Source organism: Pseudomonas sp. P1_F1_2, from assembly GCF_056405815.1.
Window position 1 is genome coordinate 1 of sequence record NZ_JBFUBK010000100.1, and the last position, 23,041, is coordinate 23,041.

A 23,041-nucleotide genomic window follows, 5' to 3' on the forward strand; every position below is an offset into this window, starting at 1 on the left:
GTTCACGCTGGCAGCCACAGTGCAGAACCTACGTCGGCTGGCCAAACTGACATCTCAAGGGCCACCAGTCACGGGATAGGTGCGCCTACACTAAGCCAAAAACCTCAAATTAACCCAATAACGACGCAGCAAAGGTCAACGAAGGGCCGAGAAACCACACAAAGTGGTGAGTAGGCTATCCGGTGGTAGCTGTGCTTGATTTTACTCAGGCTGAAAATCCGACTTTTTCAACAGAATCGGCCGATTGCTACCTGTCGCGAAGGGGCGCAGTCGACCCGCAGCTGATGGTGAAGAAAATGCCCGCTGACCGTTTACGTCCAGCGGGCTTTTGTTTCCAGGTCAGCTACATCGAGCACTGCGAAGGAGTGGACGTCTGGTCACAGTGCGATGTCAGCCGGTGCCTTTTCCTTCGCCGGCTTGTTCTCCTCTTTTTCAGCCATCGGCGTAGCGACTTGACTGATTGCCGGTGGGGGCATCAGTTCAAGTATCTTGGCGGTATACGCCCACTCTTCAGCCACTTTTGCCGGATCGTTGTTAAGTTGGGTACCGTAGCTCGGGAGGATCTGATGCAGTTTCTCCTGCCAGGCGGGCGTCGCGACTTTGTCTTTGAAAACCTTCTGCAGCAAGCTCACCATGATCGGTACTGCGGTCGACGCGCCCGGAGATGCACCCAGCAAGCCGGCAATGGTGCCGTCCTGGGACGTGACAATCTCCGTGCCCAGTTTCAGGACGCCACCGGCCGCTTCATCACGCTTGATCACTTGCACGCGCTGGCCTGCTTGCCACAGATGCCAGTCTTCGGCCTTGGCGTTGGGGAAGTATTCCTTCAACGCATTGAGGCGATCCTCGTCCGACAGCATCAACTGACCCGCCAGGTACTCAACCAGCGGATATTGCTTGATGCCGACGCGAGTCATCGGCCACACATTGTCTGTCGTGGTGGTACTCAGCAGGTCCAGAAAAGAGCCCTGTTTGAGAAACTTGGTACTGAAGGTTGCGAATGGACCGAACAGGATCAGGCGCTTACCGTCCAGTACGCGGGTATCCAGATGTGGAACCGACATGGGCGGCGCTCCCACCGAAGCCTGGCCGTAGGCCTTGGCGAGATGCCGCTCGGTGATGGCCGGGTTTTCTGTCACGAGGAATGAGCCGCCCACTGGAAAGCCTGCATATTCCCTGGCCTCGGGAATTCCCGATTTCTGCAACAGCTTCAGCGCTCCACCCCCCGCACCGATGAACAGGAACTTGGCATCGGTTGCTGTTTCGCTACCGTCCTTGAGGTTTTTGTAGCTGACGCGCCAACTACCGTCTTCGTTTCGGGTGATGTCCTGCACTTCGCTCGACAGCTTCAGGGCAAATTTCGGCGAGGTTTGCAGATAGCCGATCAGTTGGCGGGTCACTTCTCCAAAATTGACATCGGTGCCATTGGGGTTCCACGTGGCCGCAATTTTTTGCTTCGGATCACGCCCCTCCATCATGAGCGGAACCCATTTTTTGATCACGGCCGGGTCTTCGGAGTACTGCATACCGCGGAACAGCGGGCTGGCCTGCAAGGCCTCGTAACGCTTTTTCAGAAAGCTGGCGTTGTCAGCGCCCCAGACGAAACTCATGTGCGGGGTGGAATTGATGAACGAACGTGGGTTCTTCAGCACGCCTTGCCTGACCTGCCAAGCCCAGAATTGCCGGGTCAACTGGAAGCCTTCATTCACTTCAACAGCTTTCGAGATCGTGACTTTTCCGTTCTCGTCTTGCGGCGTGTAATTCAACTCGGCCAAAGCCGAATGGCCTGTACCCGCGTTGTTCCAGCCATTGGAGCTTTCCAGGGCGACACCGTCGAGGCGCTCGACCATTTCCATCGAGAGCCCTGGCTCCAACTCATTAAGCCAAACGCCCAGGGTCGCGCTCATGATGCCGCCACCGATCAGCAATACATCGACTTTTTTGGCTTCTTCGGCGTGCGAATGCACAGCGCCAAATGACAGCGTTAAACCGGCAAGAATGTGTCTCAGTTTTTTCGTGTTCATCCTGTGCTTCTCCCACAGATTTACGGTGATCCCTACCGCTCAGATGGCTCTATCGTTGGTGATAGGTGGTAAAGACCTGGTGAGAAGCTTCAAGATCAAGCATCACGTGAATCCAGGAGCCCGATTGGGCACTACGCTCGGCACCCAATGAAAATCAGGGTAACGAGGATTGAAGGCTCCTGTTTCCGTGTTTGCTAACTTATTGTGCCAATATGCATTTAATTCAAGCCATCCCCCTAATACACCTGCGGCACAATCAATTCCGGCGGCGTCGGACTGCGCGAATAGTCCTCCTGCCGTACACGCTCCGGCAATTCAATCACCGGGTATTCGACCTCTTCATAGGGCATCTGCCCCAGCAAATGGTGAATGCAGTTGAGGCGGGCCTGTTTCTTGTCGTTGGCCTGCACCACCCACCATGGGGCTTCGGCGATGTGGGTGCGTTCCAGCATGATTTCCTTGGCCTTGGTATAGGCCTCCCAGCGCCGGCGGGATTCGAGGTCCATCGGGCTGAGTTTCCATTGCTTGAGCGGGTCATGAATGCGGCTGAGGAAGCGCAGGTGCTGTTCCTGGTCGGAGATTGAGAACCAGTATTTGATCAGCTGGATACCTGAGCGCACGAGCATCCGTTCAAACTCCGGCACGGTGCGGAAGAACTCTTCATATTGGTCGGCGTTGCAAAACCCCATGACCTGCTCGACGCCCGCGCGGTTGTACCAGCTGCGGTCGAACAGCACGATTTCCCCGGCAGCCGGCAGGTGCGAGACGTAACGCTGGAAATACCATTGCGTGCGTTCGCGGTCGTTGGGCGCGGGCAGGGCGGCGACCCGGCAGACCCGTGGATTGAGCCGCTGGGTAATGCGCTTGATCACCCCACCTTTACCCGCCGCGTCGCGACCTTCAAACAAAATCACCACTTTGTGCCCGGTTTTCACCACCCAGCTTTGCAGCTTGACCAGTTCGCCTTGCAAGCGGAACAGCTCGCTGAAATAGCGTCGTCTCTGTTCTTTTGCGCTGCTGTCACCCTCATGCGCATCAAACAGCGCATTGAGGTCGTGGCCGTCCTCCATCAATTCCAGTTCCAGCTCTTCGTCGCGGTGATCGAGCAGCTCGCGATGGATACGTTGAATCAGGGTGTCGTTGTCTAAAAGCATGGCCATAACTCCCGACGAAGGTGGAAGTGGTCATGCTAGGCCTGTGGATGTGACGGGCCAGTGACGGTTGTGGCGTGGTGAAAAAAAGGCCGGTGTCATCTTGGTGTCACCTAACCCATGGCAGGATCCTCGCAAACCGTCTTGAACGCTTCGATGGACTGCGTTCGCGGGCCAATGAAACTGCCAGGAATCCGCACCATGAAAGGAGACACCTCGCTATTTGCAGCCATTGACCTGGGCTCCAATGCATTTCGCATGATGATTGGCCAGCCGGTCAAACGGAACCAGAAATGGATGATCCAGGAAGTGAAAACCCTGCGTGAACCGGTCCGTTTATCGGAAGGTTTTCAGGGCGGCGCGCTGGATGAGATGGCGCTGGACCGTGGATGGCAGGCGCTCTCGCGATTCGGTAAAAAATTGCGCGGTTTTGAAGCCGGCCGGGTGCGGGCGGTGGCGACCAGCGCGGTGCGTGAAGCCGACAATGCGCAACTGTTTCTGGCCAGCGCCGAGCGGCATCTGGGGTTCAGGATTGATGTCATCTCCGGGCATGAAGAGGCGAATCTGGTGTACGCCGGCGTCGCCCATTCGATCCCCAGCCCGGCCAGTCTGCGTCTGGTTGTGGACATCGGTGGCGGATCCACCGAGCTGATTCTGGGGCAGGGCGCCCAACCGTTGTTGACCGAAAGCATTGCCATCGGCAGCGGCACGTTTGGCGCGCGTTACTTTTCGGGTGGCTGCATCACCGCCCCGGCGTTGCTGGAAGCCGAGCGGGTGGCCACGCTGCAGTTTGAAAAAGTGGCGCGGCGTTACCGCGCCTTGGGTTGGCAGCAGACTATCGGCTCGTCGGGAACGGCGCGAATGCTCGCCAAAGTGCTCAAGGCCAACGGCATGAATGACGATGGCGAAAGCGGCATCACCTACAGCGGCCTGCTGCGCCTGTCATTGCGCCTGCTGGAAGTGGGGCACGTCAAACAGCTCAAACTGGCCGGCTTGCAAAACCATCGCTTGAGCTCCTTGCCCGGTGGCCTGGTGGTGATGTTGGCCGCGTTCAAGGTCTTTGGTATCTCACACATGACGCCCTCCGAAGGTGGACTGAGGTTCGGGGTGATGCATGGCTTGATGTCCAGGCATTGAACCCCGTCCCCCTTTCTAGACACCGTCAATGAGGCGAGGCAATCCCGACGGGTTCAGGTCTCGCAGCACCTCGGGCAGCAGCGCTTGAGGAAAGCCCTGGTAAGCCACCGGGCGCAAGAAGCGTTCAATTGACGTCATGCCGACCGAGGTGAAGCGGCTGTCCGACGTGGCCGGAAACGGCCCGCCGTGAACGGTGGCAAAGGTCACTTCCTGCGGATGCGCGAAAGCATTGACGACGATGCGCCCGGTGCGTCGTTCCAATACCGGCAACAAGCGCTGTGCCAAAGGCAAATCATCGTCCTCTAGGTGCAGGGCCGCCGACAGCTGACCCCGTAGCGAGCGCGCAACGGCGAGCATCTCAGCCTCATCCCGAACTTTCACCAGCAACGCTGAAGGGCCGAATACTTCTTCGGCGAGCAGCGTCTCGTTCAGGAAATGTGCGCCGTCGACCTCCAGCAACGCGGAGGCGCCCTCCAGCGCGGCACTGGCTGCCGAGCCTTCGGCAATGCGCTGGGCGCCGGCGTTCTCCATGAAGCCGAGACCGTTCAAATAGGCCGCGTGAATGCCCGGTGTCAGCATCGGTCGCGCCGAGGTCTGGTTGACGCGTTCGATCATCGCGGCGCGCATCGCCTCAAAGCCCGGCCCGTCAATGGCGATCAACAGCGCAGGTTTGAGGCAGGCTTGCCCGACGTTCACCACCATGCGTTCGATAAAGCTGTCACCGATCCGCGCCCCTTGAGTGGCCTGTGCGTGGGGCAGGATGCACGTGGGGTTGATGCTGGTCATCTCGGTGAACACGGGAATCGGTTCGGGGCGCAGTTGCGCACGGCGATACAGCGCCATACCGCCACGTTCCGAGCCGGTGAACGTCACCGCTTTGATCAACGGATGATCGACCAGCGCTTCACCGATTGCATTACCGCCACCGCGCACCATCGAAAACACGCCTTCGGGCAGCCCGTGTACTTGCACGGCGTTGCGAATCGCCTGCGCCTGAATTTCCGACGCCCCGGGGTGAGCGTTGTGTGCCTTCAGGATGACCGTTGCGCCAGCGGCCAGTGCCGAAGCGGTGTCGCCCCCGGCGACCGAGTACGCGATCGGAAAATTGCTCGCGCCGAAAATCGCCACCGGACCGAGGGCGATCTTCTGCAGTCGATGGTCCATGCGCGGGCGTGGCTGGCGATCTGGCTGCGCCGGGTCGATGGCCAGTTGCAGGAAGCGCCCCCTGCGCACGACCTCGGCGAATTGGCGGAACTGAGTGGCAGCTTTTATTGCTTCACCCTCAAGTTGCGCCTCGGGCAGGCCGGTTTCGAGTGCTGCCCTTGCTGCCAACGTCTTGCGCACCGAGTCGAGATTGTCGGCAATGCTGTCGAGGAACGCCGCGCGCCGGGTGAGCGAGGTGTGGCTGTACTCATCGAACGCTTCATCGGCGAGGGTCGCGGCCTTGTCGACGTCGGCTACGCCACCCAGGGCGAACGCCGGTTCAATCAACTGATTGCTGGCGGGATTGAGCGCCCTCATCGTCCCTTCGGTACCGGGCACATCGCTGGCGCCGATCATCAGTTTGCCTGTCAGTGTCATGGGCGTTCACCTCGGGTCAGGGTGGCGATGAGCTCTGGTGTGGTGACAATGGCGTGGGCGAACGTCGGACCGTTCAGCTCATGCGCCGCGTGCATCATTTCGGGCTTGAAGGCGGCCGTCGCGTCGCGCACCAGGGTGACGTGATAACCCAGTTCCACCGCGTAACGGGCGGTGGCCTCGATGCAGGTATTGGCCAGCAGGCCAACGATGATTACGTGAGTGATGCCTTTTTGTTTGAGTCGAAAATCCAGGTCGGTGTTGGCAAAACCACTGGAGCCCCAGTGTTCCTGAACAACGATGTCACCGGCCTTGGGCGCGAAATCGGGGTGCCAGTCGCCGCCCCATTCCCCGCGAGCGAAGTGATGCATGTGCATGATCTTGCATTGGGTGGGGCTTGGGTGATCCCAATCCTCGTAGTCGCCTTGTTCCCAGCGGTGGTGCGGTACGATGACCACCGGAATCTCGAGGGCCCGGACGGTGCGGTCGAGTGCGCGCAAGTTGTCGAGCAGGCCGACTTGTTCGGCGATCGGTTCGATAAGCGGATAGACTTTTCCGCCTTCGGAAAGGAAATCGTTGTAAGGATCGACCAACAGGTAGGCGGTTCTGTCGAGGGGATAGAGTGTTTTTGACATGGCTGTTTCCTCCAGGAGTTGAGTGACCGGTGCGTCGGGCTTGCCCGTGCATCATGTTGATATGATAATCATAGTAACTGTAAAAGAGGCAAGGCCGCATGTCGGTAAACACCGCTGTTCCCGAAACCTTGTGTCCGATTTCCCGGGCTGAATCTGTCGTCGGCGACCGCTGGACGGTCCTGGTGCTGCGCGAGTTGTTCATGGGCAGCCATCGATTCGACGAGATCCAGGCGCAAACCGCCGGGACTCCGCAAATGATCGCCACCCGCCTGAAGCGTCTGGAGGCCGACGGACTGGTCGCCCGCCGCCCCTACAGTGAGCGGCCGTTGCGTTACGAGTACCACCTCACACCCAAGGGGGACGCGTTCTATTCCGTGGTGCTGGCATTGCGAGCGTGGGGGGAAACCTGGTGCAAGTCAGAGGAGGAGGGGTTGGCGGTGGTTTACACCCACGCCACCTGTGGCCAACCCGCCGGGCTGGGGCCGTTGTGTGCGCATTGCGGCGAGCCGTTGCGTCGTGCAGAGCTGATCAGTACGCCCAGCGAGGCCTATGCCGCAGAACGAAAGGCACGGCGTGATGCGTTCAAGGGCGCGCGCGGGGGGGACCCGGTTGCGGCGGCTCAGGATCAGTAGACGAGCGTCGACGATACCGTGAGAAAAGCGTTCCCACGCAGCGCGCGGGAACGAAGGAGGGCAACGGCTTCAGCTCAGATTGCCGCAGAAAATGTTTTGATGGCCATCGGCCGGGCTTTCGCGCACCACCAGCACATAGCCGCCGGCGCGGAGTGTCTCGACCGCCACGGGTGCGCTTTTCCAGAAGTACTGCATCGATGCCGATGAATAAAACCGTGCATTCGGCCCGTCGTTCAGGTCATACGCCGGCGTAGAGCCCAGTTGGGCGCAGCTTCCGGAATAGATATAAGCCATCAAGCGACCGGGTAACGCGCTGCCCATGGTTTCGCCGCTGACGGCAAACCAGAACTCGGTTGCATTGCCTTTGGGCATCATGATGGGCCGGGCGATATTCCCGCCGTTGACGGACGTAGCGTGCAGGGGAACGTTAGTGATCTGACTGTCTGGCACCGTCGAACACCCGGAGAGCCACCCGACCGCCACCACCAACGCCAGCGAAGATACGATTTTCATCGTGAAACTCCCGCTTGTAAGGACGCGTTGAAGTGATCCCCCCTGTCAATTTTAGCTGTGTGGTGACAGAGGACATTTCTTCGGATGGTCGGTCGGAGCGGACGGGGGCTTGTATCGCAACGTATCCCCGGTGCCGGCAGCCACCTTTGCATACAAAACCAAGGGATGTGCGACACACGCGAGATACACCGGTCCCTCCAAATGGTGTCACCGCATCGGCGGCAATCACTGGAGAATGACGATGTCCCGTATCACTTCCCGTAACACCGCTGGCCGGCTCGGTTTCACCCTTGCCGCTGTTTCACTGGCAGCCTTTGCAAGCTTTTGCCAGGCGGGCGAGACCACCCCTGAAGCACAACCTGCTAAAAACTGGCAGGCCGGCATTCACCGCACAGACCAGGTGCGCCAGGACCTGGACGTCGCCGACCGCGAGGTGATTCAAGTGCGTGTTGATTTCGACACGGGCGTGACGTCGCCAAAGCATTCGCACCCTGGGGTTGAGGTTGCCTATGTTATCGAAGGCACCTTTGAGTATCAGTTGGAGGGGCGGGCACCGATCACGCTGAAAGCGGGCGATTCGCTGTACATCCCGGCGGGCACCGTGCATCTGGCGAAGAACGTGGGTAGCGGCAAAGCGTCTGAGCTGGCGACCTACATCGTGAAGAAAGGCACGCCGTTGCTGGTGCTGGAGCACTGATCAGTGATTGCCCGATGCATGGCATCGGGCATTTCTGTTTAGCGCTTTATCGCTGAATCCCAGGCCAACCGGCCTGGCGCAGTGCTTTTAGCAGCGTCTCGGCATCAAGCCCCGGCACAGTGTGGCCATTACCTTCGACCGTATCGGACGCCAACAGGGCATTGATAATGGCTTCTTCCACGGCTTCGGTGGCGGCCAGAAACAACTCGCTGATGTGATCGTTGTTGACCATGCTCAGGTTGTCGCACGTCGGCGCGCCTTTGCCTTCATAGGCAGCGGGCGGTACGTGCTGGTTGCCGGTGGCGAAGGCAATGAAGATGTCACCGCTGTGGTCTTCGTTACCGCCACCGGTGCGGGCGAGGCCGAGGCTGGCACGTTGCGCGAGGCGCGTGCATTGGTGCGGCAGCAACGGCGCATCCGTGGCCAGGCAGACGACGATGGAGCCCATGCCCGGAAACGGCAGCGAGGCCTTGAGGAAGGGCGAGTCGACCTGTTCCATATAGCGTCCGACCGGGTAACCGTCGACGCGCAGTTCATTACGAATGCCGTGGTTGGCCTGAACAATCGCGCCGACCGTCCAGCCGCCCTGCGCAGGGCTCAAGCGTCGCGAGGACGTGCCGATGCCGCCCTTGAACTCGTGACAAATCATCCCGCTGCCACCGCCCACCGCGCCTTCGATCACCGGGCCACCCACCGCATTGCGTTGGGCCTGGGCCACATGTTCGGGTTTGACGTGGAAGCCGTTGATGTCATTGAGCAGGCCGTCGAACGTCTCCAGCACCACCGGCATGTTCCAGTAAAGTCGGCCGTCGTCGGGTGGGTTCTCACGGTCCAGCGCAATCAGCGCGTCGCGCACCACGCCCAGGCTGTGGGTGTTGGTGAAGGCGATCGGACTGGTCAGCAGGCCGGCTTCACGAATCCACTCAAGACCGGTGGCGTCACCGTTGCCGTTGAGCACATGCACACCGGCAAAGCACGGTTGTTGATTGGTGGAACCGGCGCGCGGTTCGATCAGGGTGACGCCGGTGTGGATGTCACGACCGCTGTCGGTGCGGCCACGCACATCACTGTGGCCGACGCGCACACCGGGCACGTCGGTGATGGCGTTGAGAGGGCCGGGTTGCAGTTGGCCGAACTGGATGTTCAAGTCGCGGGCACGTGGTTTCATGGGTTTTCTCATGTTCATGGTGTTAAACAAAATTATTGGATGACCGATTCCCTGTAGCAGCTGGCGAAGCCTGCGTCCGGCTGCGCAGCAGTCGTAAAGTCAGAGCGCACGGTGTTTCAGGTAAGCCGCATGAGCCGGATTTACGACTGCTGCGCAGCCGGACGCAGGCTTCGCCAGCTTCTACAGAGTCACTGGGGGTTATTGACCGTTTTTGACCTTGCTCCAGATCCGCGTCCGCACCCGCTCGGTGGCGGGCGGCAGGGGCTGGAGGGTGAACAACGTGGCCAGCGCTTCAGCCGACGGATAAACGGCAGGATTGGTGCGGGTCGCCTCAGCCACCAGCGGCGTAGCGCTGCGATTACCGTTGGGGTAGTTCAGGTGATCGCTGACCGGGGCGATAACATCCGGGCGCATCAGGTAGTCGATGAAGGCCAGGCCTTGTTGCGGATGCGGGGCGTCCTTGAGCAGTACGAGCGTGTCGAACCACACCGGCGCACCTTCCTTGGGCAGGCTGTAGGCGATCTTCACGCCGTTGTTGGCTTGCTCGGCATTGGTCTTGGCTTCCAGCATCGCGCCGGACCAGCCCACCGCCACGCAGATGTTGCCGTTGGCCAGGTCGCTGATGAACTTGGACGAATTGAAGTACGCAATGTGCGGGCGCAACTTGAGCAGCAGCGCCTCGGCCTTCTTGTAGTCTTCGGCGTTGGTGCTGTTAGGTGGCAAGCCCAGATAGTGCAGGGCGACCGGCAGCATTTCGGATGGCGAATCGAGCATCGCCACGCCGCATTGGCCGAGCTTGGCGAGGTTCTCCTCCTTGAACACCAGGTCCCAGGAGTCCACGGGCGCCTTGTCGCCCAACGCGGCGCGGACCTTGTCGATGTTGTAGCCAATCCCGTTGGTGCCCCACAGATACGGCACGGCGTACTGATTGCCCGGATCGTTGTTGGCCAGTTTTGCCAGCAGGTCGCTGTCCATGTTCTTGAAATCAGGCATTTGCGCGTGCGGCAACGGTGCCAGGGCGCCGGCCTTGATCAGCGTCGGCAAACTGAAATTACTCGCCACCACCACGTCGTAGCCGCTGCGGCTGGTCAGCAGTTTGCCTTCCAGCACTTCGGCACTGTCGAAGGTGTCGTAAACCGGCTCGATTCCGGTATCGCGCTTGAAGTCATGCAGGGTGTTGGGACCGATGTAGTCGTACCAGTTGTAGACATGGACCGTGGGTGCGTCGGTGGCCATCGCCGACAGCGAGACGCACAAACAGGCGCCCAGTCCGAGATTGATATGCGAGCAGTGACGACTCATGATGCGGCACTCCTGGCCTGCTGCAGGCCGGTGATGAACAGGTGCTTGCAGCGTATCGGCAGGCGCGGGACTCACCCATTCCCATCATGGGTTACTCGAAAGGGGTAGTGCGTGGACGCGTTGTTGAAAGAGTTGCCCGTGCACCAAGGGCTGGCGCGGGTGTTTGGTGCGTTGGGTCAGGACGGTTTCTGGCGGGCGCTGGTCGACACCTTGCGGTTGCTGGTGCCGCTGGACAATGCGTTGGTCGCGGTGATGGGCGCGGGGCGGGTGCCGCGGTTGCTGATTGATTTCGACTCAAAAGGCGATGCCGCCGAGCATGAAGAACTGGCGGACTACAGCGCCGGCATGTACCTGCTTGATCCCTTCTACCAGGCCGCTTGCGCCGGCATTGCCGATGGCCTGCACAGCCTGGAATCGGTGGCTCCCGACCAGTTCCAGCAAAGCGAGTACTACCTGAGCTATTTCCGTTCGGTCGTGGGCGCCGACGAGTTGCAGTTCATGATCAACCTCGATGGCGCCGTGCTGGGCTTGTCGCTGGGGCGTTCGACGCGATTTACCCTCCAGGAGCAGGGCCGTCTGTTGTGCGTGCGCGACTGGGTGCTGTCGGCGATGCGCCGTCACCTGCAACTGATGCCGCCGGAAGGCGCGACCGCCGAGCCTGTGGCCGGCGATCTCACCCTGTTGCTGGATCGCTTCGACGCGCGCCTGTCGGTGCGGGAAATCGAAACGGCCAGGCTGATTCTTCAGGGCTTCTCCAGCAAAGCCATCGCCCAGCAGATGGGCATTTCACCGGAGACCGTGAAAGTGCATCGGCGCAACGTGTATCACAAGCTCAACGTGAATGGTCACGGCGAGTTGTTTGCGTTGGTGCTGCAGCCGCGTTGATACCGGCGGTTTACTCGCCCAACTTGAACACCAACGCCTTCAATCCGCAGGCCTCATCGGCATCCGGAAATTCCGGTGGATTGTCCAGCCGCTGTTCAAAACGCAGGCTCGGCGCTTCCCGCATGACGCCATCGATGAGGAAGTCCGGGCCGAACGCCGGGTCGTTCATGCAGGCCAGCACCGTGCCCTGCGGGCCGAGCAGCTCCGGCAAGCGGCGCAATACGCGCTGGTAATCCTTGGTCAGCAAAAAACTGCCTTTCTGAAAGGACGGCGGGTCGATGATCACCAGGTCATACGGACCTTTGCCAATCACCTTGCCCCAGGACTTGAACAGGTCGTGGCCGAGAAAGCTGACCTTGCTCAAATCGTGCCCGTTGAGCCGGTGATTGTCGCGCCCACGGCTCAAGGCCGGGCTGGACATGTCCAGATTGACCACGTGCTCGGCGCCGCCCTCGATGGCCGCGACCGAAAAACCGCAGGTGTAGGCAAACAGGTTCAACACACGCTTGCCGTCGGCATTGGCCCGCACCCAGTCGCGGCCGTAGCGCATGTCGAGAAACAGGCCGGTGTTCTGTTTGCGCCCCAGGTCCACACGGTAACGCAAGCCACCCTCGGTGATGGTCATTTCATCGATCACGTCCCCCAGCAGCCACTCGGTGGTGCTTTGCAGCAGGTAGCGATGTTGCAGCAACAAGGTATGCGCGCCGGATTGCTGCCACTCGGGCGACTGCGTGATCAGCATCAGGCGTTGTTTCAAGTCTTCGAGCTGCGACGCTTCCGGCTCTTTGAACAGGGCGACCAGCACCACGCCCTGAAGCCAGTCGACGGTCAACTGCTCCAGGCCCGGCCAGCGGCGGCCACGGCCGTGGAACAAACGGCGGGTTTCTGCGGGGGGCGTTGCCAGGGCCGTCAGCAAATGGGCGTGGAGGGTGGCGAACGCGTCTGGGTTCATCGGGCAGGGTCGGCAATTTGAGGGGGCGGCATTTTAACCACAATTGCAGGGTAAGGCGCGTGGCAACGCGTCGAGAGTTATCACGTTTAATTTAACTTTACGTGAGGATTTGGCGATCTGTCCGCTCACATACTCGGCCCCATCGATCAACTGCCGGGAGCCGGACATGTCGCAGCTATCTGCTTCACCCCGTATCAGCAGCCATCCGCGCTGGCTGCGGCTGACCCATTGGCTGAACGCCCTGGCGGTTCTGGTCATGGTCACCAGCGGCTGGCGGATCTACAACGCATCGCCCATTTACGATTTCAGCTTCCCCAAATCGATCACGCTCGGCGGCTGGCTGGGGGGCGCCCTGCAATGGCACTTCGCGGCGATGTGGTTTCTCGCCATCAACGGCCTGATTTATCTGGCCATCAACCTGTTCAGCGGTCGTCTGAAACGCCGTTTCTTCCCGGTTTCGCCCAAAGGTGTCCTGCATGACGTAGGGGCCGCGTTGCGAGGGCGGTTGGGGCATGCCGACCTGAGTCATTACAACCAGGTGCAACGGCTGGCGTACCTGTTCGTGATGGTCGACATCATGCTGCTGGTGATTTCCGGGCTGGTGCTGTGGAAGTCCGTCCAGTTCCCGCTGCTGCGCGAGTTGATGGCGGGTTACGAAGGTGCGCGACGGGTGCATTTCTTCGCGATGGCGCTATTGGTGGCCTTCGTTGCGGTGCATCTGGTGATGGTCGCGCTGGTCCCCAAAACGTTGTGGGCCATGATCGTCGGTCGCAAGGAGCCGGTATGAAAAAGCGCATCGAAAGTACCGGGCTGGACGATTCGTCGATCCTGACAGATGCCCGGAAAATCCTCGCCCCGCAGATCGCCGACCGCTCGCGTCGCTCGTTCCTGCTGCGTGGCCTGACGCTGGGCGGCGTGGCGATGTTGTCCGGCTGCAACATCACCGACAACGAAAACGTCGACACCGCGTTGTCCGCCATGTCCCGCTTCAACGACCGGGTGCAGGGCTGGCTGTTCAACCCCAACGCCATGGCACCGACCTATCCCGAATCGATGATCACCCGGCCATTTCCGTTCAACGCCTTCTACGGCATCGACGAAGCGCCGACGGTGGAGGCGGAGAGTTACCGACTGGAAGTTACCGGCCTGGTCGCGGACAAACGCAGTTGGCGGCTCGAAGAATTGCGCGCCATGGCGCAGACCGAACAGATCACCCGGCACATCTGCGTCGAAGGCTGGAGCGCAATCGGCCGCTGGGGTGGCGTGCGGTTCAGTGATTTCCTCAAGCGCGTTGGCGCCGACACCGATGCCAAATACGTCGGCTTCAAATGCGCGGATGACTACTACACCAGCATCGACATGGCCACCGCGCTGCATGCGCAAACCTTGCTGACGCTGACCTACGACGGCGCGGTGCTGCCGCGCCAATACGGCTTCCCCATGAAACTGCGCATGCCCACCAAGCTGGGCTACAAGAATCCCAAACACATTCAGGCCATTTTCGTCAGCAACACCTACAGCGGTGGCTACTGGGAAGACCAGGGCTACAACTGGTTCGGTGGCAGCTGACGGGCAACTTCACTCGCCCGCAACCTGTGCTTCAAGGAGTTCATCATGAAAAAGTTAGCCACCGCCGTACTGTCCATGTGCCTGGCCGTAGGTACCGCCTCTGTATTCGCTGCTGACACCATGAGCAACGACACCATGAGCAAGGACTCGATGTCCAAAGATGCCATGTCCAAAGACACGATGAAAAAAGATTCAGCGATGAAAAAGGACGCGATGGCCAAGGACACGATGAAGAAAGACAGCATGTCCAAGGATGCAATGTCCAAGGGCAGCATGAGCAAAGATGCGATGAAGAAGGACGCTACTTCTCAGTAATCCAGTTCCTCTCGATCCCTGTGGGCGCTTGTTCCCACAGGTTCGTGCAGGGCATGACATCACTACAAACAAGGGCGTTGATGGCAGAGAAGGGCGCTGCTCTGATTTTGCAGGACGCCTGATTTCGTCACCCCGGTGTATCAAAAATGAATTTCCGCCGAGCTGGCTGCTCATACTTGATAGGTAGCGCATTTAGCTCGCGAAATCATAGATGCATTCAGGGAGTGGCAATGTCATGGGACCAGTATCGACGGTCGACGCGAAACCTTCGGGTGGGTTGATTCTTGTGGTCGAGGACGATCCGCTGATCCTGGAGTTTCTTTGCGAAATTCTTCAGGACGAAGGGTTTGTGGTCGAGCCTCAAATCAGTGCAGATGCCGCTTCGATGTATCTGGAGCAGCATGCGAATGACGTTTGCCTGTTGCTCACCGATATCACCATGCCGGGCACCCTCAATGGCGCTGACCTGGCCAATCAGTTCGGCGACCGCTGGCCTGACAAGCCGATCATGATCATGTCCGGCTTCGAAACCCCGCAAAGCTCAGGCGTAAAACATTCGGTCTCGTTCATTAAAAAACCCTGGGCGATCGGTCAATTGCTGGACTGTGTCGACGGTGCCTTGAAGTCCAAGCCTGCTGGCTGAAACGTTACTGCGCCGCATGAGCCCGTCTCGCTGGTAAATGCTACATTGCCTGGTACTACCTGCCTGGCCACTTGCGAGAGGAAGCTTATCCTTGTCTGCTCATCCATCCGTATTCAACACGCCTTACCGCGCTTTCCTGTTCGATATGGACGGCACTGTTCTTAACTCTATCGCTGCCGCCGAGCGGATCTGGACGATCTGGGCCTTGCGCCACGGGGTGGATGTCGAGTCTTTCCTGCCGACCATTCACGGCGTCCGCGCTATCGACACCATCAATCGCCAGGGATTGCCGRGCGTCGATGCGCAGGCGGAAGCGGCGTGGATTACCGAGGCGGAAATCGAGGACGTGGAGGGAATTGTCGAGGTCCGCGGCGCGGCGGCATTCCTGCAATCCTTGCCGGCCAATCAATGGGCAATCGTGACCTCCGCACCCCGAGCGCTGGCCTTGCGCCGGATCGCGGCCGCGGGGATTCCCGTACCTGACGTGATGGTGACTGCGGAGGATGTCAGCGCGGGTAAACCGGATCCTGCGGGTTATCGATTGGCGGCGAAACGGCTGGATGTCGAGTTGACGGAATGCCTGATCTTCGAAGATGCCAGCGTGGGGATACGGGCGGCAGAAGCGGCCGGGGCTGATTTGGTCATCATCACCGAGACGCACGCACATCCGATTCAGACGGCGCATGCGACATTGGCCAGCTATCAGTCAGTCACCGCAGCGGTCGATCCCGACCACTCTCTGCGCCTCAACCAAATCTAATTGTAGGAGTGAGCCTGCTCGCTCCTGCAATGGAGCTGCGCAGTGACTAGTACACACCGGGAACCAAGCGCCAGGTGTGGGCGCAATACGCCTCATATTCGTGGCCAAACTGTGCCCTCAACAACGCCTCTTCCGCGTGAATCCGGGCAATCAGCGGAATCACCGTCAATGCGGCCAACAGCAGGCCGACACCTGAACGAAACGCCAGCGCCCAACCCAAGGCGATGACCAGCATCCCCAAGTAACTGGGGTTGCGCAGACTACGATAAATCCCGTCGGTGACCAGCGTATGCCCCGGTTGAATCGCCACCAACCCGCTGAATCGATTGCCCAGCACAAACACGGGCCACAACCGCAGGGCGCCGCCGACGATGAACAGCAACGCGCCGATCCAGCGCAGGCCTTCACCGCCGAAGGTCCAGTAGTCGATTCGGTCGGTGTACGCCGGCAAAAAGCCGCTGAGTATCCCGATCACCCCGAACGCCGGAAGCACCCAGCGATTGGCGCGGTCCTCTCGTTCACCGGAACTCAGATTGACCTCGGTGAACAGCGAAGCCACGGTCATCACCAAGGTCGCCAAGGCAACCACCACCAATGGCGCATGGGCGAAAAACGCGGCCAACCCGCCCATGCCCCACACCGCGAGACCGAGGTAGGCAAGGGTGCCGGCGATGGCGAAGAATGCCAGCCTGGGCGAAATTTTCATGAGCACCTCGTGATGAGCCATTGCCCCATTCAGTTTAGAGGCCGGGGGCTGCTCACGCGTTCAACTCGGACCTGGCATTGCGCCGAATGACCTGCGGCGGTTGGCCGAATGCCCGAAGAAAGGCTTCACGCATGCGGCGACGGTCAGTGAAACCGGCCTCGCTGGCGATTTGATCAAGACTCAGACGCCCGCGTTCAAGCATCTGCCGTGCCGCCTCCAGGCGCAGGTTTTCGATGGCCTTGGCCGGCGTCTGCCCGGTCTCGGCGCGAAAACTGCGGCTGAATTGTCGAGGGCTCAAGCGCGCCACGTCTGCCAGTTGCTCCACCGACAGAGGCGAGGCCAGGTGTTCGCGGGCATAGCCGAGAACGGTTTGAATCCGGTCGGATTTCGGTTCCAGTTCCAGCAGTGCCGAATGCTGGGACTGCCCCCCCGCGCGGCGCTGATACATCACCAGTTTCTGCGCCACAGAGCGCGCCAGTTCGGCGCCGTGATCCTTCTCGACCATGGCCAGCGCCAGGTCGATGCCGGCGGTCATGCCGGCCGAGCTCCAGATCGAGCCGTCAACCACGTAGATGCGGTCTTCTTCCACTTTGATCAACGGAAATCGCGCTTGCAGCTCCCGGGCATAGGCCCAGTGAGTGGTGGCCCGTCGTCCATCGAGCAAACCGGCCTGGGCCAGCACGAATGCCCCTGAACAAATCGACGCCATGCGCCTGGTGGTGTTCACCCGGTTGCGCAGCCAGGTCAATACACCTTCGGGTGCCTGTTCGACGATGGTATCGCCGCCCACCACGATGACGGTGTCGAAGACTCGCTCATCGAACGCCTGGGTCCCGACATTCAAGCCTCCGGAGGCGCGCAACGTGCTGCCGTCCTGCGAGATCACACTGACCTCATACAGCGGCTCACCGGCGCTGAAGTTGGCGTACTCGAACACCGGCATGGCCGCCAGCGCCATGGACTGGAAACCCTCGAACACCACAAATGCCACGGCAGTCATCGCAGGACCCTCAAATGAATATGTCCGAAAAACGTACTTTAAACGTCATTTGAGACAAGTGTAAGACCCTTTATAACGGTTCACACCCGGCGAACTGATCGCCTCACTGTGAAGGAAACCCGACATGGCACTCTCATCCAAAGGCACCGCACTGATCACTGGCGCTTCTTCGGGCATCGGCGCGGTGTATGCCGACCGTCTCGCCCGGCAGGGTTACGACCTGATTCTGGTCGCCCGCAGCCAGAGCAAACTGAACGCGCTGGCGAACCACCTGAGCAACGAAACCGGGCGCGCGGTGGAAGTGGTCGCCGCTGATCTGAAAGTCAAAGCCGATGTGCTGCGGGTCGAGGAGATTCTGCGTAATGACGCCAGCATCACCCTGTTGGTGAACAACGCCGGCGTTGGCGCGGTGATGCCGTTGTTGGGCAGCCCGGTCGACGAGATGGAAGACATGATCACCCTCAACGTCACTGCGCTGATGCGGCTGGCCTATGCGGTGGTGCCTGGCTTTGTCGCCCGTGGCACGGGCACCGTGATCAACATCTCATCGATCGTGGCCATCGCGCCGGAAATCCTCAACGGCGTGTATGGCGCGACCAAGGCCTTTGTACTAGGCCTGAGCCAATCAATGCACCGCGAGCTGGCGGACAAAGGCATTCGTATTCAAGCGGTATTGCCTGGTGCGACGGCCACCGATTTCTGGAGTGAAGCGGGCAACCCGGTGGAAAACCTGCCGCAAGAGATCGTGATGTCGGCGCCCGACATGGTCGACGCCGCACTGGCGGGCCTGGCGAAAGGCGAAGTGGTGACCATCCCGAGTCTGCACGACGGCGAACAATGGGACCGTTACGAAGCGCAGCGCCAGACCCTTTCGGGGTTGTTTGGCAACGCCAGCGCCGCACCGCGTTATCGCTAAAAGGGGGGGCGGCGGGCTGGGTGAACTAAGCTTGGATAAGTAGGGTTCACCTTTGGGAGACCCGCGATGCTGCACATCCGGACACCGTTGATCTTGCACCCGGGGCTGTCGACGCAGACCCGGCGGATCTGGCTCAAGATGGAAAACCTGCAACCCAGCGGTTCGTTCAAGCTGCGTGGCATGGGGCTTCTGTGCAGTTGGGCCAAGGCCCAGGGCAAGCGTCGAGTCGTTTGTCCTTCGGGCGGCAATGCCGGTTTTGCCACCGCTGTTGCTGCTGCCAGCCTCGGACTGAGCGCCTGCATTGTCGTGCCGCACACCACCCCTGAATCGACCCGCAACCGGATCAAGAAAACCGGTGCCGAGGTGATTGTTCACGGCAAGGTCTGGGACGAGGCCAATCAACGGGCCAAAGAACTGTCGCAGGATGCGGACACCGAATACGTGCCGGCTTTCGATCACCCGCTGTTGTGGGAGGGGCACAGCACCCTGGTCGATGAGGTGCTTGAGGTGTGTCCTCAGGTTGATGTGATGGTGACGTCGGTGGGCGGCGGTGGTTTGCTGGCGGGAATCCTCACGGGGCTGATTCGCCATGGCCGCACGGACTGTCGGATCGTTGCTTGCGAAACCGAGGGAGCGGCCTCGTTCGCGGCCGCCATGAAGGTTGGGCATCCGGTTCGATTGCCGCGCATCGATACCGTGGCGACATCGCTGGGTGCGGCGCAGGTCGCAGCCTGGCCAGTGCAGCACCTGCGCGATTTCCCTCACCAGTGCGTGGTGCTCAGCGATGAGAACGCCATCATGGGCGTGGTTCGATTCGCCAGTGATCTGCGCCAGTTAGTGGAACCGGCCTGTGGTGTGTCATTGGCGGTGGCATACCTGAACCATAGCGCCATCGCAGATGCGCACGATGTGGTCATTGTGGTGTGCGGCGGGGTAAGTATCAGTGCGCAGTTAGTGGCCGGATGGGCGCGTTTGTCCACCGGGAAAGCGAAGTAGGGCTGCAAACGCTATCCAGCTGTCGCAAGCCCCACCACTATTTATTGGCCTTCACTTCATTGGCCGGCAGCATCGCCTTCCTGAATCAGGATGGCGCGAGCCAGGTCTTCGTCACTGGCGTTCAGACCGGGATTGTCCTGGCGGATTCTCTTCAGCACCGACTCCAGATAAACACCGCGAATTGCACCGCCACTGGCAACGAAGCTGGAGGCATCATCCCTGGCAGGAATCATGAGTTTGTGGTCCTTGAAGGTCGAATACAGCGAGGCAGATACCCCGGCCGAAGTGGCTACATCTTCCGCATCCACTTTGGCCATAGCCGAGCCGAAGGGTAAACACAACATCAGGGAGGAGATGATAATCAGACGGCGCATGACAGTGTCCTCTGAAGCAATTGGGATGTACCTCATAGTTTAGGATGCCTGGCGATCGCCAGGAGTTCCTTTGTCACGCGATATCGTTCAAAACCGCAGCGTTGCTCCCGTGGTCAGCCACTGGTCACGTTCCCCCGTCAGGTTGCGTCCCGCCACCAGATCGATGTCGAGGCGCTCGCCCACATGAAACCTCGGCCCAGCCTGCCACGCCTGCTGCGCGCCTTGCTGGCCGAAGCGTTCGGCGATCATCGTGAGGGCGCGGGCCACGTCGTATTCAACGCCGGTGCCCCAGGTCCAGCGATGGTTTTGCTCGCCGTCGTCATAAGCGTGAGACCAGCCGGCATTGAGGTTCAGGCGCAGCGTTTCGAACGGTTGGTAGGTGAGTGGCAGGTTCAGTTCGCCGCCGTCGAAGGCGTGCGCCCGATTCAAGGCAACGTGCGCCGAGCCCGCCAGCGCCCATTCAAGACCCAGGTTTTCGCTGGCGAATAATTGAGCCTTGAACTGCGGGCTCACCTGCGTTTGCGCGTCATCGTGGCTGTGCTGCAACACCGCGCCGAACTGCACGGTGGGCAGTGATTTGAACGTACAGTCCTGCGACAAGGTACTCGTGCCGGAAGACGTGTGCCGACCGTTCTGGTACCAGGCGTCGATGTTGCATTCACCGGGCGCATTGATCCCTGCGTCGTCCACCACATAAGCGCCACCGGCGGCGTTGGCGTGAGAGATCATCGTCAGGCACCCGAGCACACTCAGGGTGATCCCGACAAACAACAGATTGCGCCGCAGTGACCGGCCTTGGGCTGGCGGGAGATCGCGTACAAAGGAGGTGAATTTTTGCATGAGGTTTATCTCGATAATTTCGTTGGAATGAACAGATCAGCCCTGAAGCAGCTGTCGAGCCTGCGAGGCTGCGTCCGGTGGCGCCGCCGTCGTGAAATCAGGGAATGCGGCGTGTCAGGAAAAAATGTGCGCAGGGTTTACGACGGCTGCGCCACCGGACGCAGCCTCGCAAGCTCGACAGCTGCTACAGCGAGGAAGCGACCGATAAGGTTTGCAGGCCTGCCAAACCGGCCTGGATGATCAGTTCTTCGGTGTCTTCGCCGCCGGGCAGGGCGATCACCACGTCCGCTCGGCTGTCGAGCAACATGAAGCGGTTGCGCACGCGTTCCGCGGACTTGCCGTGGCGTTGCCAGTTGGGCGGGTAGCGCACGATGTCGATGCCCTGTTCCCGTGCCCACTCTTCGATGACACCGCCCAGGTGCTGGTTGCCGCCATGAATCAGCACACGCACGGGGTGCACGCGTTGAAAGGCGTCGAGTACCCGTCGGCACTGGCGGGTGTCGGCGTAATGGCGCCCCGCGCAAATCAGCAGGCGCATGACGGGGTGTCCTTCACCAAGTCGCTGTTTTCGATGGCCCGCTGACCGGCGCGTTCGAGCAGCGGATAGGCGAGGGCGGCGATGTGGTGGTGCACGCGACGGTAATCGCGCAGCACGCGCTGGAAGATGTCGCCGGATTCGGCCCAGGTGTTTTTGTCCTCCTGCAACTTGCGAAAGTGCTCGCGGCTGGCCTGTGCTTCGAGTTGCCTCACGGCGTCCTTGCGCTTGATCAGTTGATGCGCGGTGGTGATGTCTTCGCGCAAAAACACGGTGATCGCCAGGCTCAGGCTCTCCATCAACGCATCGTGCAACGGGGCAATGCTGGACAGTTCGAATGCGGTGAACTGTTCCCCACGGCGCACCCGGCGCATGGCCAACTGCGCGAGGCTGCTGGAAAGAATGTCCGCCGCGTGTTCGAGGTTGATCACGAACAACAGGATTTCCTGGGCGCGATCGGCGTCGCCGTCACTGATGCCTTCTTTGCCGATGTCGGCCAGGTAGGCGCGAATCGCCGCACTGAGCAGGTCCAGGGATTGATCGATGCGTCGCACCTCGTCGACACCGGTCGGCGCCGATGTGTGGAACAGCTGCAACAGGCGCCCGAGCATCGCCGAGAACATATCGGCCATGCGCAGCGCTTCGCGGGCGGCGTTGGACAGGCCGATGTTGGCCACTTCCAGGCCGGCTTCATCGAGGTAGTGCGGCATCCCGGGGTCGACATCCCGCACCGGTTCCGGCAGCAGCCGGGTCAGGGCGTTGGCGAGTACGTCGGTCAGGCCGATGAATACCAGCGCCAGCAGCACGTTAAAACCGCTGTGCACGACCACGACCAGCGTCGACGGGTTCAGATTCGTTTCGGCCAGCAAACCGGCAAACGGCAACACCGCCAGCGCACCCAGCAGCCGCACGAGCAGATTGCCCAGCGGCAGGCGTCGACCGACGCTCGATCCGGCGTTGATTACCGGCGGCAACGCACCGCCAATGTTCACACCCATCACCAACGCTACCAGCGTGGTGGCCGACAGCATGCCGGTCGCCGCCAGCGAGACGATCAACAACACCACTGCGACGCTTGAATGGCAGAGCCAGGTGAGAATCAGCGCCACCAGCAAGGCAATCAGCACGTCGCCGTCGAGGCTTTGCATCATCACTTGGAAGACCGGCGTGCTTTCGACGTGCGCCAGGGTCGAGCCGAGCATGTGCAGGGCCAGCAGCATCAGCCCCAGGCCGATCAGCGCACAGCCGACGCTTTCATAGCGTGAGTCATCGCGCAGGCGAAAAACGATCAACCCCGTCAGCAACGCCAGTGGCGTGAGTATCGACACGTCGAGGCTGAGCAGTTGCACCACCAGGGTCGAACCGATATTGGCGCCCAGCATCACCGCCAGCGCCGGGGCCAGCGCGAGGGTGCCGGCCGCCGTAAACGACGTTGCCATCAGGCTGACCGCGGTGCTGCTTTGCAGAAGGCCGGTGATGCCGATCCCCGACAGCAACGCCATCCAGCGGTTGCTCAGGTTTTGCCCCAGCCATTGGCGCAGCGGCGAGCCAAAGCCACGCAGCAACGCCGAAGAAATCATGTGAGTGCCCCACAGTAACAGTGCGATGGCGCCTGCGAGGTTGATCAGTAGAGTCGTTCCCGACATCAGGACTCTCCCTTTTTTGCTGTTTCATTTATTGAAGGCCCGAACGGAAAACCTGTGGGAGCGGGCT

General features: G+C 60.5%; 25 protein-coding genes. 11 read left to right on the plus strand and 14 right to left on the minus strand.

Annotation, left to right across the window (positions count from 1 at the left end; all coding sequences use genetic code 11):
• Nucleotides 1–377: 377 nt before the first annotated feature.
• Both mqo and ppk2 read right to left on the minus strand, forming a co-directional pair.
• The gene (gene mqo / locus AC1D2P_RS24165) at nucleotides 378–2,024 is read right to left on the minus strand and encodes a malate dehydrogenase (quinone) (RefSeq protein WP_258666105.1); all 1,647 of its coding nucleotides are present in this window, start codon (nucleotides 2,022–2,024) and stop codon (nucleotides 378–380) included.
• Nucleotides 2,025–2,260: 236 nt separating this feature from the next.
• Nucleotides 2,261–3,178: a polyphosphate kinase 2 gene (gene ppk2, locus AC1D2P_RS24170; protein WP_258666103.1), complete on the minus strand. Its 918-nt coding sequence runs from the start codon at nucleotides 3,176–3,178 to the stop codon at nucleotides 2,261–2,263.
• A 198-nt stretch (nucleotides 3,179–3,376) separates the two neighbouring features.
• On the opposite strand from ppk2, the gene AC1D2P_RS24175 reads away from it, so the two are divergent.
• Nucleotides 3,377–4,312 (plus strand): Ppx/GppA phosphatase family protein, encoded by a 936-nt coding sequence (locus tag AC1D2P_RS24175; RefSeq protein WP_477758090.1) that lies wholly within the window; start codon nucleotides 3,377–3,379, stop codon nucleotides 4,310–4,312.
• A 15-nt stretch (nucleotides 4,313–4,327) separates the two neighbouring features.
• Here AC1D2P_RS24175 and AC1D2P_RS24180 read toward each other — a convergent pair whose 3' ends face one another.
• Both AC1D2P_RS24180 and AC1D2P_RS24185 read right to left on the minus strand, forming a co-directional pair.
• The gene (locus AC1D2P_RS24180) at nucleotides 4,328–5,893 is read right to left on the minus strand and encodes an aldehyde dehydrogenase (NADP(+)) (protein ID WP_477758091.1); all 1,566 of its coding nucleotides are present in this window, start codon (nucleotides 5,891–5,893) and stop codon (nucleotides 4,328–4,330) included.
• Complete coding sequence (locus AC1D2P_RS24185; RefSeq protein ID WP_258666099.1) at nucleotides 5,890–6,525, minus strand: cysteine hydrolase family protein; 636 nt, start codon at nucleotides 6,523–6,525, stop codon at nucleotides 5,890–5,892. The genes AC1D2P_RS24180 and AC1D2P_RS24185 overlap by 4 nt, the downstream gene beginning before the upstream one ends.
• A 98-nt stretch (nucleotides 6,526–6,623) precedes the next feature.
• Between AC1D2P_RS24185 and AC1D2P_RS24190 the strand changes: the two genes are divergently transcribed.
• Nucleotides 6,624–7,157, plus strand: coding sequence for a winged helix-turn-helix transcriptional regulator (locus AC1D2P_RS24190; RefSeq protein WP_477758092.1), 534 nt, complete (start codon nucleotides 6,624–6,626; stop codon nucleotides 7,155–7,157).
• A 69-nt stretch (nucleotides 7,158–7,226) separates the two neighbouring features.
• On the opposite strand, the gene AC1D2P_RS24195 is transcribed toward AC1D2P_RS24190, so the two are convergent.
• A complete protein-coding gene (locus AC1D2P_RS24195) occupies nucleotides 7,227–7,670 on the minus strand; it encodes a hypothetical protein (protein ID WP_223525134.1) in 444 nt (147 codons plus the stop codon).
• Nucleotides 7,671–7,911: 241 nt separating this feature from the next.
• Here AC1D2P_RS24195 and AC1D2P_RS24200 point away from each other — a divergent pair, with 241 nt between their 5' ends.
• Nucleotides 7,912–8,367: a cupin domain-containing protein gene (locus AC1D2P_RS24200; RefSeq protein ID WP_477758093.1), complete on the plus strand. Its 456-nt coding sequence runs from the start codon at nucleotides 7,912–7,914 to the stop codon at nucleotides 8,365–8,367.
• Between the two features lie 46 nt (nucleotides 8,368–8,413).
• On the opposite strand, the gene AC1D2P_RS24205 is transcribed toward AC1D2P_RS24200, so the two are convergent.
• Entirely contained in the window at nucleotides 8,414–9,535 is a 1,122-nt protein-coding gene (locus AC1D2P_RS24205; protein WP_109786186.1) for a DmpA family aminopeptidase, read from the minus strand.
• Between the two features lie 198 nt (nucleotides 9,536–9,733).
• Nucleotides 9,734–10,837 (minus strand): polyamine ABC transporter substrate-binding protein, encoded by a 1,104-nt coding sequence (locus tag AC1D2P_RS24210; protein WP_258666093.1) that lies wholly within the window; start codon nucleotides 10,835–10,837, stop codon nucleotides 9,734–9,736.
• 111 nt (nucleotides 10,838–10,948) lie between these two features.
• On the opposite strand from AC1D2P_RS24210, the gene AC1D2P_RS24215 reads away from it, so the two are divergent.
• Nucleotides 10,949–11,722: a helix-turn-helix transcriptional regulator gene (locus AC1D2P_RS24215; RefSeq protein ID WP_046031477.1), complete on the plus strand. Its 774-nt coding sequence runs from the start codon at nucleotides 10,949–10,951 to the stop codon at nucleotides 11,720–11,722.
• Nucleotides 11,723–11,732: 10 nt separating this feature from the next.
• Here AC1D2P_RS24215 and AC1D2P_RS24220 read toward each other — a convergent pair whose 3' ends face one another.
• Nucleotides 11,733–12,674 (minus strand): class I SAM-dependent methyltransferase, encoded by a 942-nt coding sequence (locus AC1D2P_RS24220; RefSeq protein ID WP_223525137.1) that lies wholly within the window; start codon nucleotides 12,672–12,674, stop codon nucleotides 11,733–11,735.
• A 166-nt stretch (nucleotides 12,675–12,840) separates the two neighbouring features.
• Here AC1D2P_RS24220 and AC1D2P_RS24225 point away from each other — a divergent pair, with 166 nt between their 5' ends.
• From AC1D2P_RS24225 to AC1D2P_RS24245, 5 genes are all read left to right on the plus strand, one after another.
• A complete protein-coding gene (locus tag AC1D2P_RS24225) occupies nucleotides 12,841–13,461 on the plus strand; it encodes a cytochrome b/b6 domain-containing protein (protein ID WP_477758094.1) in 621 nt (206 codons plus the stop codon).
• A complete protein-coding gene (locus AC1D2P_RS24230) occupies nucleotides 13,458–14,243 on the plus strand; it encodes a molybdopterin-dependent oxidoreductase (RefSeq protein WP_477758095.1) in 786 nt (261 codons plus the stop codon). Before AC1D2P_RS24225 ends, AC1D2P_RS24230 begins: the two co-directional genes overlap by 4 nt.
• A 45-nt stretch (nucleotides 14,244–14,288) precedes the next feature.
• On the plus strand, nucleotides 14,289–14,558 hold the full coding sequence (locus AC1D2P_RS24235) for a pentapeptide MXKDX repeat protein (protein ID WP_477758096.1): 270 nt from the start codon (nucleotides 14,289–14,291) through the stop codon (nucleotides 14,556–14,558).
• Between the two features lie 235 nt (nucleotides 14,559–14,793).
• A complete protein-coding gene (locus AC1D2P_RS24240; RefSeq protein ID WP_077431996.1) occupies nucleotides 14,794–15,201 on the plus strand; it encodes a response regulator in 408 nt (135 codons plus the stop codon).
• 91 nt (nucleotides 15,202–15,292) lie between these two features.
• The gene (locus AC1D2P_RS24245) at nucleotides 15,293–15,961 is read left to right on the plus strand and encodes an HAD-IA family hydrolase (protein ID WP_477811624.1); all 669 of its coding nucleotides are present in this window, start codon (nucleotides 15,293–15,295) and stop codon (nucleotides 15,959–15,961) included.
• Between the two features lie 46 nt (nucleotides 15,962–16,007).
• Here the strand turns inward: AC1D2P_RS24245 and AC1D2P_RS24250 are convergent, their stop codons facing one another.
• Both AC1D2P_RS24250 and AC1D2P_RS24255 read right to left on the minus strand, forming a co-directional pair.
• Nucleotides 16,008–16,667 carry a methyltransferase family protein gene (locus AC1D2P_RS24250; RefSeq protein ID WP_109786258.1) on the minus strand — a complete coding sequence of 220 codons (660 nt, stop codon included), beginning with the start codon at nucleotides 16,665–16,667 and terminating at the stop codon, nucleotides 16,008–16,010.
• A gap of 52 nt (nucleotides 16,668–16,719) precedes the next feature.
• Nucleotides 16,720–17,667, minus strand: coding sequence for a GlxA family transcriptional regulator (locus AC1D2P_RS24255; protein WP_477758097.1), 948 nt, complete (start codon nucleotides 17,665–17,667; stop codon nucleotides 16,720–16,722).
• A gap of 124 nt (nucleotides 17,668–17,791) precedes the next feature.
• On the opposite strand from AC1D2P_RS24255, the gene AC1D2P_RS24260 reads away from it, so the two are divergent.
• Both AC1D2P_RS24260 and AC1D2P_RS24265 read left to right on the plus strand, forming a co-directional pair.
• Nucleotides 17,792–18,583 carry an SDR family NAD(P)-dependent oxidoreductase gene (locus AC1D2P_RS24260; protein WP_477758098.1) on the plus strand — a complete coding sequence of 264 codons (792 nt, stop codon included), beginning with the start codon at nucleotides 17,792–17,794 and terminating at the stop codon, nucleotides 18,581–18,583.
• A gap of 66 nt (nucleotides 18,584–18,649) precedes the next feature.
• Nucleotides 18,650–19,579 (plus strand): pyridoxal-phosphate dependent enzyme, encoded by a 930-nt coding sequence (locus AC1D2P_RS24265; RefSeq protein WP_477758099.1) that lies wholly within the window; start codon nucleotides 18,650–18,652, stop codon nucleotides 19,577–19,579.
• A 56-nt stretch (nucleotides 19,580–19,635) separates the two neighbouring features.
• On the opposite strand, the gene AC1D2P_RS24270 is transcribed toward AC1D2P_RS24265, so the two are convergent.
• The 4 genes from AC1D2P_RS24270 to AC1D2P_RS24285 all read right to left on the minus strand — a co-directional run bounded on the left by AC1D2P_RS24270 (nucleotide 19,636) and on the right by AC1D2P_RS24285 (nucleotide 22,974).
• Entirely contained in the window at nucleotides 19,636–19,953 is a 318-nt protein-coding gene (locus tag AC1D2P_RS24270) for a DUF2388 domain-containing protein (protein ID WP_109786178.1), read from the minus strand.
• An 87-nt stretch (nucleotides 19,954–20,040) separates the two neighbouring features.
• Nucleotides 20,041–20,793, minus strand: a complete 753-nt coding sequence (locus tag AC1D2P_RS24275) for a hypothetical protein (RefSeq protein ID WP_258666079.1) — start codon at nucleotides 20,791–20,793, stop codon at nucleotides 20,041–20,043.
• A gap of 184 nt (nucleotides 20,794–20,977) precedes the next feature.
• Nucleotides 20,978–21,331 (minus strand): DUF2493 domain-containing protein, encoded by a 354-nt coding sequence (locus tag AC1D2P_RS24280; RefSeq protein WP_258666078.1) that lies wholly within the window; start codon nucleotides 21,329–21,331, stop codon nucleotides 20,978–20,980.
• Nucleotides 21,319–22,974 carry a Na/Pi cotransporter family protein gene (locus AC1D2P_RS24285; protein ID WP_477758100.1) on the minus strand — a complete coding sequence of 552 codons (1,656 nt, stop codon included), beginning with the start codon at nucleotides 22,972–22,974 and terminating at the stop codon, nucleotides 21,319–21,321. Before AC1D2P_RS24285 ends, AC1D2P_RS24280 begins: the two co-directional genes overlap by 13 nt.
• Between the last annotated feature and the right edge of the window lie 67 nt (nucleotides 22,975–23,041).

What these genes read in the sequence shown, in the direction of transcription:
- mqo (WP_258666105.1), bottom strand. Translation starts at nt 2,024, where the DNA reads ATGAACACGAAAAAACTGAGACACATTCTTGCCGGTTTAACGCTGTCA.
- ppk2 (WP_258666103.1), bottom strand. Translation starts at nt 3,178, where the DNA reads ATGCTTTTAGACAACGACACCCTGATTCAACGTATCCATCGCGAGCTG.
- AC1D2P_RS24175 (WP_477758090.1), top strand. Translation starts at nt 3,377, where the DNA reads ATGAAAGGAGACACCTCGCTATTTGCAGCCATTGACCTGGGCTCCAAT.
- AC1D2P_RS24180 (WP_477758091.1), bottom strand. Translation starts at nt 5,893, where the DNA reads ATGACACTGACAGGCAAACTGATGATCGGCGCCAGCGATGTGCCCGGT.
- AC1D2P_RS24185 (WP_258666099.1), bottom strand. Translation starts at nt 6,525, where the DNA reads ATGTCAAAAACACTCTATCCCCTCGACAGAACCGCCTACCTGTTGGTC.
- AC1D2P_RS24190 (WP_477758092.1), top strand. Translation starts at nt 6,624, where the DNA reads ATGTCGGTAAACACCGCTGTTCCCGAAACCTTGTGTCCGATTTCCCGG.
- AC1D2P_RS24195 (WP_223525134.1), bottom strand. Translation starts at nt 7,670, where the DNA reads ATGAAAATCGTATCTTCGCTGGCGTTGGTGGTGGCGGTCGGGTGGCTC.
- AC1D2P_RS24200 (WP_477758093.1), top strand. Translation starts at nt 7,912, where the DNA reads ATGTCCCGTATCACTTCCCGTAACACCGCTGGCCGGCTCGGTTTCACC.
- AC1D2P_RS24205 (WP_109786186.1), bottom strand. Translation starts at nt 9,535, where the DNA reads ATGAAACCACGTGCCCGCGACTTGAACATCCAGTTCGGCCAACTGCAA.
- AC1D2P_RS24210 (WP_258666093.1), bottom strand. Translation starts at nt 10,837, where the DNA reads ATGAGTCGTCACTGCTCGCATATCAATCTCGGACTGGGCGCCTGTTTG.
- AC1D2P_RS24220 (WP_223525137.1), bottom strand. Translation starts at nt 12,674, where the DNA reads ATGAACCCAGACGCGTTCGCCACCCTCCACGCCCATTTGCTGACGGCC.
- AC1D2P_RS24225 (WP_477758094.1), top strand. Translation starts at nt 12,841, where the DNA reads ATGTCGCAGCTATCTGCTTCACCCCGTATCAGCAGCCATCCGCGCTGG.
- AC1D2P_RS24230 (WP_477758095.1), top strand. Translation starts at nt 13,458, where the DNA reads ATGAAAAAGCGCATCGAAAGTACCGGGCTGGACGATTCGTCGATCCTG.
- AC1D2P_RS24235 (WP_477758096.1), top strand. Translation starts at nt 14,289, where the DNA reads ATGAAAAAGTTAGCCACCGCCGTACTGTCCATGTGCCTGGCCGTAGGT.
- AC1D2P_RS24240 (WP_077431996.1), top strand. Translation starts at nt 14,794, where the DNA reads ATGGGACCAGTATCGACGGTCGACGCGAAACCTTCGGGTGGGTTGATT.
- AC1D2P_RS24250 (WP_109786258.1), bottom strand. Translation starts at nt 16,667, where the DNA reads ATGAAAATTTCGCCCAGGCTGGCATTCTTCGCCATCGCCGGCACCCTT.
- AC1D2P_RS24255 (WP_477758097.1), bottom strand. Translation starts at nt 17,667, where the DNA reads ATGACTGCCGTGGCATTTGTGGTGTTCGAGGGTTTCCAGTCCATGGCG.
- AC1D2P_RS24260 (WP_477758098.1), top strand. Translation starts at nt 17,792, where the DNA reads ATGGCACTCTCATCCAAAGGCACCGCACTGATCACTGGCGCTTCTTCG.
- AC1D2P_RS24265 (WP_477758099.1), top strand. Translation starts at nt 18,650, where the DNA reads ATGCTGCACATCCGGACACCGTTGATCTTGCACCCGGGGCTGTCGACG.
- AC1D2P_RS24270 (WP_109786178.1), bottom strand. Translation starts at nt 19,953, where the DNA reads ATGCGCCGTCTGATTATCATCTCCTCCCTGATGTTGTGTTTACCCTTC.
- AC1D2P_RS24275 (WP_258666079.1), bottom strand. Translation starts at nt 20,793, where the DNA reads ATGCAAAAATTCACCTCCTTTGTACGCGATCTCCCGCCAGCCCAAGGC.
- AC1D2P_RS24280 (WP_258666078.1), bottom strand. Translation starts at nt 21,331, where the DNA reads ATGCGCCTGCTGATTTGCGCGGGGCGCCATTACGCCGACACCCGCCAG.
- AC1D2P_RS24285 (WP_477758100.1), bottom strand. Translation starts at nt 22,974, where the DNA reads ATGTCGGGAACGACTCTACTGATCAACCTCGCAGGCGCCATCGCACTG.